Origin of the sequence: Psychrosphaera sp. 1_MG-2023, from assembly GCF_030548245.1 — a bacterium.
Taxonomy (GTDB): domain Bacteria; phylum Pseudomonadota; class Gammaproteobacteria; order Enterobacterales; family Alteromonadaceae; genus Psychrosphaera; species Psychrosphaera algicola.
This window is the reverse complement of record NZ_JAUORW010000002.1, coordinates 239,390-251,190: the sequence shown is the minus strand read 5'-3', so window position 1 is coordinate 251,190 and position 11,801 is coordinate 239,390. Positions and strand designations below refer to the sequence as shown.

The window sequence follows — 11,801 nt, the reverse complement described above, 5'->3', positions numbered from 1 at the left end:
TCTGGGATTATGAAGCTTAGTCGCAATATGCATAATTGTAATGCTATTTGCTGCTTAAAAGACGCCTCACAGACCCCTGAATTCGGTTATGTTCATGATCCAGCTTTAACAAAGACTGTTCAATAAACGCCAAATGTTGACCACTGGCCAACCTTGCTTGTTCCGGCTCACCATCTAAGATAGCTTGCATCAATTTTTCTCTATGCTGACTTAACTGACCACGTATTTCATTGTGACCACTAAAAACCAGCAAGTTTTCTTTTACGTTATGTAAAATTAGTTCTCTAATGCCCCGCAACAAATGTAACAGCAGGACATTATGTGAAGCTTCAGCAATCGCGAGATAAAAATCGACAACGGCTTTAGCTAAAGCTTCCAAGTCTTCACTACTTTCTTGGCTTACAACAGTTTGATACACCGCTTGAATACGCTTTTTATCTTCATCGGTGCCACGCAGCGCTGCGTAATATGCGATGACACTTTCAAGTGCACATCGAAATTCGAGTAGGTCGTAATGTGATTCTGGGCTATTTGCTAGTAATTCAAATAATGGTTCAGCTAAAGGTGCGTCAAGTTGGTTGCAAACAAATGTGCCACCGCCTTGTTTACGAGTAACAATACCCCTAGCTTCTAGCTTTTTAATGGCATCTCTAACAGAAGGACGGGATACACCGTACTGAGCTGCTAGATCTCGCTCCGATGCGAGTTTACTACCTGCGCCATAGGTTCCGTCAATGATCAGCTTTTCTAATTGCGCTGCCACTTGTTCAGAAACTTTAGTTGCCACTACTTTAGCCACAAATACATTCCATTAATTGACCATTCAAGCCACTTGGTAAATTGGTCTTACCATTATAAGACGAAGAATAATATCAATTATGAATAAAAATGTAAACCTTTCCAAATGAGGCTAGACCACTGCCATGGCAACCAAATTTAAATTAATATATTCAACAACTTACAAAATCCCTTTTAGACAATGTAGCCATACAAGGTTAATAAAGCGACAACCACAACAAACAGTGCCATGTTACGTTTCGCAAGTTTTACCATGTTTTTTTCATTGCTTTGAGGATGACCACCTTCTGCGGCATGGGCGACTTCCGTAATCATTTGATATGCCGGTACGCTAAAATTAGCAGCTAATTTTAGATAGGATTCTAAGCCATTTGAAAAATGGCCAACAAACATAAACCCAACACTGACAAATCGAGCCGGCAGCCAGAACATCCACTCATTCCAAGCTTTTAACGTAGATATAACATTATCAGGCAATCTGTTTTTGAGTGATTTACTTTCAAATAAATAAAGTGCGGTGGCGTAAAAAACGATGCCGGGAAGACCAAAGATAACAAAGTAAAAAATAGGAGCTGCGTAATATTTAAAATTACACCAAATGAGGCTTTCTGATAATGGCTTTGGTTCAGGGACGATAGTAACCGTTTCGGCGAGCTCTTCAGTCGCTTCGGTTTGCACAACTTCCTGTTCAGCATTTTCTGGGGCGCTGTCGGAGGTATTGGTTGTGGCCTGAACATTTGTTGCAAACCCCTGTTCAGACAATTCTGATTGCAATAAATTCATCGCTTCAACGTCATTGCGATTTTCAGCATTCAAATACTGACGATAAAACGCACGTACTTCTGTATTACCGATGATCACGGCTAAAACAACTAAATTAGCCGCAAACTCTATTAAGCCAATATCAATAAAATACAGCAGCAAGCCTATCGATACAGCGGGGAGCGCAACAAAAAGTAAAATCGCAGGTGACTCTGTGTCTTTTCTGAAAAACTTAGGCAATAGTTTGTCCAAATACCAAGTTAGATAAGGAGTTACATGCCATTTAGTTCCTTGTAGTGCAACTCGCTCAGTTACCAATACCAAAAGCAATAATATTAAAGTCATCTTTTGTCCCGTATCTACTAGCAAAATGCCAATTTATAAATTTGATTTCGTTTCAGTTTGGACCAGCTCAGTTTTGTATTTTTGCCAATCAAAGCTAGCCCCAGGATCTGTTTTCCTATCCGGTGCAATATGGACGTGACCAACAATATTTTCAACTGTAATTTTGGTAAAGATTTCCCTGATTGTTTGAGTCACTTGGATCAAAGTGTGATATTGCTGTTCAGTATATGGTAAAACGTCGGTTCCCTGTAATTCAATCCCCACCGAAAAGTCATTACAGGCTTCACGTCCTTTATGCTGACTCACGCCCGCATGCCAAGCACTTTTATTAAGCGGTACAAACTGCACTATACTGCCATCACGACGAATGTATAAATGGGCCGAAACACAGATCCCATCAAGTTCTTTCAACGTAGGATAAACTTCCGTATCCAGTTTATTACAAAAAAATTCCTCGACACAACGATTATAAAAATCAGACTCTGTGCGTGCTGGAGGCAAACTGATATTGTGGATTACCAACAGATCAACATACCCATTTATTGCACTTGGCTGACATTTTCTTTCGCTAAAATTAGGCGATGGACAACGCTCTGCCCCTGCAATCCAAATATCTTGTTGCACTTGCTTCATATTAATCAACTTAAGACTGCACCGAATTATTTGCTAACACGGCTTCCACCAATTGGACAAAGTCGCCAAACTCATTAGTTAGTATAGTCCAATCACAAATATCTAGAGCTAAATGTTCTTTCGCGGTGACTTCGCAAACACTGGCTGCTGCACCTAGCTCCACAAAACCGTAGCTGCCGGCAGCGCCTTTTACTTTATGGAATTCAGACCTTAAACCGGCCAAATCTTGGTCATGGATTAATGTCTTAATCAAAGAGCATTGACTAACGAGTTGTGTTAAATAGTTTTCACGTAATGATTTCATTTGTGCTTCTGGGAGCACAAACTCTGGCTCGGTTTCCCTATCTGCTGCTAAGTGTCGCTGCAGAACTTTGAAGAACTCTTGTTTTTCAACTGGTTTCGCAATTGTGCCATTACAACCCGCTTTCAGGTGCCGGTCTATATCTTCGCGCATCACATTTGCTGTGAGCGCGTAAACAGGGGTGTCGACGCCAGCTTGTCTTAACAGTTGTGTCGCTTCAATGCCTCCCATTATTGGCATTTGCATGTCCATTAAGATTAGGTCGAAATCTTCGATTAGGGCTTTTTCAACAGCCTGTTCACCATTTTCAACCATAACAAAATCAACATTAACCGATTGCAAAAGTAATCCAAACAAGTATTGGTTGTCTTCAACATCCTCGGCAACAAGAACACGCCCCACCATTTTCTCAGACGTACCGGCATTTGCTTTTGGTTTATTTTCGTGCAAATCACAACTCGGTGTTACCTCAGCAAGCTCTTCGAGATTATTGATAAGAGGCGTTTCAAACTCGTCATTATCCAAAGATAACGCAAAGTTCATAACAAACTCACTGCCTTTTTCTTCTTCGCTAAAGACCCGAATATCACCACCAAGTAAATGAGTTAAACTTTTAGAAATAACTAAGCCAAGACCAGTGCCGCCGAACCGTCGAGAAATGCTCACATCGGCTTGCACAAATGGTGTAAAGATACGTTGCTGAACGTCCGCGCTCATACCAATTCCACTATCACTAACTGTCACTTCTATTAGTTTTGTTTGTTGAATATAACGAACATCGATATGGATGAAACCTTCGGCTGTGAACTTTATCGCGTTGCTTGCTAGGTTCAACAAAACTTGTCGTAACCTTGTGGCGTCAGTTCGAACAAGGCGCGGGAGCGGGAAGTGCTGATTAAATTGAAACTCTAAGTCTTTATCTGCAGCCTGTGACGACAAAATGGAGATCACATCGTTAAACAATTCAAACATGTCAAACTCTGAAACCTCAAGCTCCAGTTTTTCAGACTCTATTTTAGACAGATCCAATATGTCATTTATCAAAGCCAACAAATGTTTACCGCTTTTTAAAACTCTAGTGAGTAAATCCATTTGGTATTTAGAACTTGGCATGTCTGCAATAACCTGTTCGGTAAAGCCCAAAATTGCAGTCAGTGGGGTACGAATCTCATGGCTAATATTAGCAACAAATGCACTCTTTAAATCATTGGCCTGTTCTGATATTTGCTTAGCAACCTCTAGATCACGATTAGAATTTGCTAAAGCATAGTTTGTTTTCTCTAGCTCTTCGGTACGTTCTTTTACTTTATATTCTAAGCGTAGACGGCTTTCGCGTTCGTTTTCACGATAAACAACTAACTGCCTAACCATGACATTAAACGCGGCAAACAGCTCACCTAACTCATCATTATTAGGCACTTCGAGCTTCACATCCAACATCCCCTGTGCGACTTGTTGTTTCGCATTTGCTAACTTTTCGATTGGTTGTATGACATGCCTCGAAAAAACATAAAATAACAGCATTGGGGCGATGACGACTGAAATAAGGACAATCATCACCGTTAATAATGTGATATTCGATTCATGGTGGCGAACATTCGATTCACTCATGCCGTAAAGCAGCAGGTAGCGCGCATCCATGATTTTGCCAGTGAAAAACACTTTCTGGCTACCATCGTTTATATCTGAAGATTGCAGTTTTCGTGCTGAGTCTAAGAGTCGCTCAAATAACTGACGAGGCAACGTCGTGCCGACATTGTTATAAGGGTATGTAAACAACAACTTACCCTGTAAATCACTAACGATAAAACTGCTAGAGGTTTTGTCTTTTGGTAAATCAAATAACTCCAACCAACTTGGTTTTAGAATTAATTGAACATAGCCCCAATGTGCATCTCCGTCTTCAATATCTTCACCGGTAGCGATCAAAGGTAGTTGAATTTCAATTTTAGGAGCTTCATTTTGCTTTGATATTAGACGCCATACCTGATCCGACAATGTTAGTCGTACGTCGTCAATATTCAATTGTATTGCAGGATTCGCGTAACCAAATATGGGCTCTAAATCTTTGGTGAATAACACTATAGATTCGGTATCGGGATAAGCGGTTGCAAATGTTTCAAAACTTTCGACAATAAATTCTTGGGCAAGGCTATAAGGTAAATCTCGAACAACACGTGTCCGCAACATTTTAATATCGCCAGACGACGAGATAAATTGTAAAGCTGACTTGGCGTTATTAATGTAGTTTTGCATCGCGTTGGAACGATACGTTACGTCGGCTTGAAGTTTGGCGTTTTCAATTTGTACCTGTGCGTCTTTTGTATAATGAAAAGACAACCATCCCAAAATAATCGTGGGGATCAGTATCAGCGGTAGCGTGACTAAAAGTGATTTTTGTTGTAAACGCATTTAAGGAAGTCCATCACCCTAATTTTATTTAAATGTTAGCCGATTACAACAAGTGTAAGGCACCTTTTAAAACTTGCCATTAAAAAACAGCTTATTACTCATATAATGTAGTTATCCAGCGTTCTTCATTAATAAATGACCAACTCCACGCTTGCCACTTTTGATCTAACCCTTGTTCAATTACTTGGGCTAATGTCATCCCTCTCGACTTCATTTCCGACACTTCTGCGAAAGTCGCCACTATCATGTCTTTTAGATTTTTTACACCGACTCTGTCAGTTAAATTACCATGTCCGGGAATAACTTTAGCGGTGTCGTCAATTTGCGCCAAAAGTGTTTCGAGATTTTGAATATAACCTTGGACTGAGCCACCACTTTTAAGATCGATATAAGGAAAACGAGATTCAAACAGCATATCACCCAAATGCCAGACATTATGCTTTTCAAAATAAACTACGGAGTCACCATCGGTATGACCTGAACTTAAATGTTTAACATGAACCCGGTCGTCATTTACATATAATTTAACGCCGTCAGAATAAGTTATCACCGGCAATCCCGGCCCTTTTTGCTTTACCGACATCCGCTTTCTAACATTCTCGTGAGCTAATATACTGGCTGACTTAGAAAAATAGACGTTACTACCAGTGTGATCACCGTGATAGTGAGTATTTACAACGTAGGTTACTTTATTGGGGGAATTAGGGCTTGCCACTTTAATTGCTTTTTCTATCTTATGGGCAAGTGGTTCAAATTGATCATCCACCATTAAGATGCCATCTGAGCCCGTTAAAATACCGATATTGCCACCTGTACCTGTCAATACAAATACATTACCAACAACTTGAGTTGCAGTGACTTCGACATCGTCAAAACGAGAATTCGAACATACAGCGAACGAGATTAAATTGAGTCCAGCCAATAATGCGATGATTTTTTTCATTGTAGTCACTTTAGTGCGTTAATCGCTATTGAATACTACTATAGTCTCAACAATAAAATTGTGAAGTACAATTTAAAATATCTTATATTCTCAGCACCTTAGGGAAAGCAAATAGTGAGAAGGGCCATCTAAATAAATTAACTTAGATGGCCATCAGATATTACAAAAACGAAGATAATAAAGCAGCTACTGGCGCAGCCGTAGGTTTACCATGTTGCCAATCACCATTCTCAACACCGCTACCGGCGATATCGATATGAATATAAGGCATAGGTTGAGTTGAGTTCACATCGTGCTGCTCTAACCCAGCGACAAGTGCTAAAAATGCCATCGGAAATTGATGACCACGGGCTGTTACTGCTGACGGTCCATTGTTTGATGACAGCAAATCGTCTGCTTTGGTTCTAGGCTGAACAAAATCATAATCTTCTCTGCGAGACCGACTGGTTTCACATGGGTCACCAATCAAGTCCCCCTGTTTAACCATGTTCTCACCTAATCCCATTTTATATGCCACACCGTTTTCAACTAACGCGGTATATGGCCCTACAGCCCTAGCGGCATGGCCTGTGAGAGTCGCGACGGTAAATAAAATAGGGTTAACTTCAGTAAGCGCTTCATCTTTAAATCTAGACAATAAATCCGCCATAGCTAAACGGCCTTCCGCATCAGTGTTGCCAATACGAACTCGAACACCAGAATGACCGGTAATAATTTCATCTGATACAAATGCTTCTGCACCAATACTGTTGCGCACCGCAGCAAGTTCTGCAACCACTTTAACGCCTTTAGGTGCAAGTTCTGCAACTGACTTCATAAACCCAGCAACCGCTGCTGCACCACCTTTGTCGCGGCTCATACCCGCCATATGTCCGCCGGTTTTTAAATCAGCGCCGCCGGTGTCATAGACAATCCCTTTACCCACCAACATTAAGGTTTTAGTGATTTCACCCTCAGGTATATATTCCAATCGGATGACTCGAGGTTGATGTCTTTCTACTTCAACCGAAGCACGTGCTACGGCCCACATTAATGGATAATCGCGTTCAATCACGGCCATATCATCGACTACACTAACCTTAACATTGCTGTTAGCAAACGAGTCGACACAATATTGCGCAAACTGAGGCGGTGCCATGCGTTCAGGTTCGGTTCCACAAAGATCTCGGGCTATGTACTTGCCACTTTCGATAGCTGCAGCAAGGTTTACGTCTATATCACCTCCGACTAAGCCAATGGTCTGGACGGGCTCGATACTTTCACCATGATATTCTCTCGCCTCTAACGGCTGCCATAAGGCCTGACTAAACCCAAGATAGCTTACCGTAGTGGCATTTTTATAAGTCTCACTTTTATCTGATAAAACAACAAGTAATGGTTTCACCGACCCCATCTTAATCACTTCAACTGCTGCCAATTTTGCAGCATCAAAATAGCGTCTTACGTCATCAAAATAACGTGTTAATTGACCAGTAGGCGCAAGAACTAAGCGTTTTGGGGCTATCTCTTGCGTCACAATAGTCACAACGCTATTGCCTATACGTTGATCAAATTTAGCGTGTTGTTGAATTACAGTTTGGATGTTGTCAGGTAACTCTGCGTCAAATTGTGGCGCGATGATTACAACTGAATCCCAACTTGGATCACTAAGTGCAGTTTGTAATTCTGATATTAAGATAGGTTTTGGATAAGACATACGGCATTACTCTATTATTTTTTATATCGCTAGAGTATTGATAAACATAGGTGAATTGCAAGTCAATGACGGTCTAGATATATTTCGAACTTACCGAAGTTGTAAATCAAGTTTGCCAATTTTAATATTGTTTACTAGATTAAATAACTTACTGGTCAGTTATTTATTATCTAAATAAAGATCCTGATCTAACCCATTATCACCTGCTGATTGAAATTACTCCTTTAGGTAGCCTAATCGAATGCATAATGTCATCTTTGAATAACCTAGCGATAAAAATGAAACGTGCAATTTCTGAAATCGAAAAAGAACAAAGAAAAGAGCAAATTGTATTTGCTGCTTTGGACGAGTTTTATTTAAAAGGCCTTAAAGCGACAAAAATGGAAGATATCGCCATTCGCTGCGGAATATCAAAAGGCACCCTATATCTTTATTTTAGTTCAAAAAAAGCGCTTTTTGAATCCGCTGTTGAGCATATTGCTATGCATAAGGCGCAACAAATCCAATCATTAATGACAAACCACAATAGTGTAAAAGAAGCTCTCGACCAATTATTTGAGTTTATCCCCAAAGTTATTATTGATTCTCCATTACCAAAGTTAATTAAAGTTTTGATCAGTGACGCCTTTGATTTTCCTGATGTGATAAAAACCTATAAACAAAATATCATTGACCAAGTTCTGTCTACTATCACCATAGTATTACAAGCCGGAAAAGAACGAGGTGAAGTTAATATTGACGATGCAGCACTTACCGCAAAACTCATCGTTGCACCTGTCATTTTTGCCGTCGTTTGGAAAGTCTTATCCGAAGCTGAAAACTCTCCGCCACTGGCCGTTGACGTATTATTAAAACAACATCAATTGATAATTTACAAAGCTTTAGGGATAACAGAATGAACACAAACAAAAGCGTTAAGTGTATATTTTTCCTGCTTTATTTATTTCTCGCCGCTTGTTCTAAGCAACCGCCTGTATCAGCGTACACCGGTTATATAGAAGGTAATTACTTTTACGTTTCCGCTCCGGAACCTGGATGGATAATAAACTTATCAGTAAAAGAAGGCGATACCGTCAGCCCGGACTCTATCATTGCTCAACTCGATGATGAATATCAGCGTCTTGCAATTGCCCAGGCGGAAAAACAACTGGCGTCGACGGCAGCACAACTCGAAGACATACAAAGTGGTGCGCGGGAAGAAGAGTTATTAGCACAACAAAACTTATTGGAACAAAAACAACTGGCGCTTGATTTAGCGAAAAGTGAATACCTACGTTTAGAAAATTTGCATCGTAAAAACCTAGTTTCTGAAACTGAATTGGAAACATCTAAGTCCTATCAACTGCAACTTGCTGCAAACGTTTCGTCACTCAATCACACAATAAACGTTATGAAAATGGCAGCACGACCCGCTGTTATTACGAGTCATGAGCAACAACTTGAGGTAGCAAAAATTGAGCTCCAAAAGGCCCAATGGTTACATTCAAAACGAATATTGAGCGCTAAAAACAGCGGTGTTGTAGAGCAAGTTTTTCAGCGACATGGTGAGTATGTTAAACAAGGGCAACCAATTGTTTCAGTATTAATTAACGATTCCCAAAAAGTCAGGTTTTATGTCGAACAAAGCCAACTGAGTCGCGTGAAAGTAGGTCAATATGTCGATATCAATCTAGATAACGATACTCAAACCCATAAAGCAAAAGTCCAGTTTATTGCACAGGAGCCAGAGTTTACACCGCCGGTTTTGTATAACCAAAGCTCTCGAAGCTCATTGGTATTTATGGTTGAGGCACAATTAGCGCCCGCCACTAAGCTACATATTGGACAACCAGTGGATGTGAGTTTCCATGAATGACTTTGCGGTTGATGTTAAATCATTAGTCAAAGAGTTTGGTAAAACTCGCGTGGTTGATGACGTCGCATTACAAATTCCAAAAGGCCAGGTGTGGGGCTTTCTCGGGCCTAATGGGTCAGGTAAAACAACGACTATCAGAATGTTATGTGGGCTATTAACACCAACTCAAGGTTCAGGAACCTGTTTAGGTCTAGACATCATAACCGAAGCTGAAAAGATAAAATTACAAACCGGTTATATGACTCAGAAATTTTCGTTCTGGGAAGATTTATCAATTCGAGAAAACCTAGATTTTGTATCTCGAATGTACAACCTGCCAAATCGTAAAGCCAAAGTTGATGACGTAATAGCAAGGCTAGATTTAACTCAAAGACAACACCAGCTAGCAGGTGATCTTTCTGGCGGGTGGAAGCAACGTTTAGCACTTGCCGCTGTGACCATGCATAATCCTAAATTATTGCTGCTTGATGAACCAACAGCGGGCGTGGATCCTAAGGCCCGTCGAGAATTTTGGGACCAAATTCATGAGCTGACAAATCAAGGGATCACCATTTTAGTTTCGACGCATTACATGGACGAAGCTGAACGATGCGACCAGATTGCCTATCTTGCCCACGGTAAACTTATCACGCAGGGAACGGTTCGAGATGTCATTGCGGCCTCTAACTTAACAACGTACGTTTCGATCAATAAAGGTGTTAGGCAATTTGCCTCGGCGCTAAAAGCGGAAGATGACATTGAAAACGTTTCATACTTTGGAGCCGCCCTGCATATTAGTAGCACAAATACAGTAGCAATCGAAAACGTTATAAAACGAGCGCCATTCGACTCACTAGATTGGCAAAAAATCACCCCTAGTTTAGAAGACGTGTTTATTTCACTTATGACATCTGTAGGCAATGATAAGCGAGACTACCAATGAACAGTTTATTTCGGATTTGGGCGATATTGTCTAAAGAGATGATCCAAATGCGCCGCGACAGAATGACATTTGCGATGATGGTCGGTGTTCCAATAATGCAATTAATATTGTTCGGTTTTGCCATCAACAATGATCCAAAAGGTTTGCCAACAGCGGTATTTATAGAAGCACCAGACCAACATTCTAGAACCATTGTTGAGGGCTTTAAATTATCCGAATATTTTGATGTTGTTACTGCAGTGAGTAACTACCAACAAGCTGATGACTTATTCTTAAAAGGTGAAATTACGTTTTTACTTGTGATCCCAGCAGACTTTACAAAAAAACTGGTCCGCCAGGAAATGCCTCAATTGTTAATATCTGCAGATGCTTCTGATCCTGCAGCTTCATCGAATGCGATTGCCAAAGCGTCTGCAATTGTTAGCAAAGCATTGAATCATGATTTTGTCGGCTCTTTAAACTTTCTGAAGTCTACTAAACCAAATGTCGATGTAATTATTCACCCAAAATACAACCCTCAAGGCATTACTCAGTACAACATCGTACCAGGATTGCTCGGTGTTATTTTAACTATGACTTCTGTCATGATCACCTCTATGGCAATGACACGAGAACGGGAAAAAGGCAATTTGGAAAATATTTTAGCTATGCCGGTTAAGCCATTTGAGGTTATGGTTGGAAAAATTGCTCCCTATGTCCTCATTGGACTCATACAGACCGCCATCATTTTATCCGCCGCCAGTTTCTTATTTGAAGTGCCCTTCCTAGGGAGTTTTATGATCCTTAACTCCGCAATCCTTATTTTTCTGTTGGCTAACTTATGTTTAGGTTTTACGTTTTCAACAATCGCAACAACACAAATGCAGGCAATGCAGATGACGTTCTTCTTCTTTTTACCGTCACTGCTGTTGTCAGGATTTATGTTCCCGTTTAGAGGAATGCCACAGTGGGCTCAACTTATCGGTGAAATGTTACCTTTAACGCATTTTTTGCGGATTGTCAGGGGAGTTATGCTAAAAGCGGCGGATTTTTCCCATCTCGCGAATGAGTTTTACGCGTTAATCGGGTTTATTGTCTTGATTGGAATTGTGGCAATTGCCAGGTATAGAACAACGTTGGATTAAGCAGCTAAGG

General features: G+C 40.5%; 10 protein-coding genes. 4 read left to right on the top strand and 6 right to left on the bottom strand.

Annotation, left to right across the window (positions count from 1 at the left end):
- Positions 1 to 43: 43 nt before the first annotated feature.
- The 6 genes from Q4575_RS02685 to Q4575_RS02660 form a co-directional block, all read right to left on the bottom strand.
- The gene (locus Q4575_RS02685) at positions 44 to 799 is read right to left on the bottom strand and encodes a GntR family transcriptional regulator (protein ID WP_215963397.1); all 756 of its coding nucleotides are present in this window, start codon (positions 797 to 799) and stop codon (positions 44 to 46) included.
- A gap of 173 nt (positions 800 to 972) precedes the next feature.
- Entirely contained in the window at positions 973 to 1,905 is a 933-nt protein-coding gene (gene ampE / locus Q4575_RS02680; protein ID WP_215963396.1) for a regulatory signaling modulator protein AmpE, read from the bottom strand.
- A 33-nt stretch (positions 1,906 to 1,938) separates the two neighbouring features.
- Complete coding sequence (gene ampD, locus Q4575_RS02675; protein ID WP_303521248.1) at positions 1,939 to 2,538, bottom strand: 1,6-anhydro-N-acetylmuramyl-L-alanine amidase AmpD; 600 nt, start codon at positions 2,536 to 2,538, stop codon at positions 1,939 to 1,941.
- A 10-nt stretch (positions 2,539 to 2,548) separates the two neighbouring features.
- The gene (locus tag Q4575_RS02670; protein ID WP_303521247.1) at positions 2,549 to 5,251 is read right to left on the bottom strand and encodes an ATP-binding protein; all 2,703 of its coding nucleotides are present in this window, start codon (positions 5,249 to 5,251) and stop codon (positions 2,549 to 2,551) included.
- A 94-nt stretch (positions 5,252 to 5,345) separates the two neighbouring features.
- Entirely contained in the window at positions 5,346 to 6,194 is an 849-nt protein-coding gene (locus tag Q4575_RS02665; protein WP_215963393.1) for an MBL fold metallo-hydrolase, read from the bottom strand.
- Positions 6,195 to 6,354: 160 nt separating this feature from the next.
- A complete protein-coding gene (locus Q4575_RS02660; RefSeq protein ID WP_303521246.1) occupies positions 6,355 to 7,890 on the bottom strand; it encodes a leucyl aminopeptidase family protein in 1,536 nt (511 codons plus the stop codon).
- A gap of 278 nt (positions 7,891 to 8,168) precedes the next feature.
- Here Q4575_RS02660 and Q4575_RS02655 point away from each other — a divergent pair, with 278 nt between their 5' ends.
- From Q4575_RS02655 to Q4575_RS02640, 4 genes are read left to right on the top strand one after another with little or no spacing between them, the layout of a single operon-like run.
- A complete protein-coding gene (locus Q4575_RS02655) occupies positions 8,169 to 8,789 on the top strand; it encodes a TetR/AcrR family transcriptional regulator (RefSeq protein WP_215963391.1) in 621 nt (206 codons plus the stop codon).
- Positions 8,786 to 9,745 carry an HlyD family secretion protein gene (locus Q4575_RS02650; RefSeq protein WP_272180848.1) on the top strand — a complete coding sequence of 320 codons (960 nt, stop codon included), beginning with the start codon at positions 8,786 to 8,788 and terminating at the stop codon, positions 9,743 to 9,745. Before Q4575_RS02655 ends, Q4575_RS02650 begins: the two co-directional genes overlap by 4 nt.
- Positions 9,738 to 10,667 carry an ABC transporter ATP-binding protein gene (locus Q4575_RS02645; RefSeq protein WP_215963389.1) on the top strand — a complete coding sequence of 310 codons (930 nt, stop codon included), beginning with the start codon at positions 9,738 to 9,740 and terminating at the stop codon, positions 10,665 to 10,667. Before Q4575_RS02650 ends, Q4575_RS02645 begins: the two co-directional genes overlap by 8 nt.
- Positions 10,664 to 11,791, top strand: a complete 1,128-nt coding sequence (locus Q4575_RS02640; protein ID WP_303521245.1) for an ABC transporter permease — start codon at positions 10,664 to 10,666, stop codon at positions 11,789 to 11,791. The genes Q4575_RS02645 and Q4575_RS02640 overlap by 4 nt, the downstream gene beginning before the upstream one ends.
- Positions 11,792 to 11,801 lie beyond the last annotated feature (10 nt).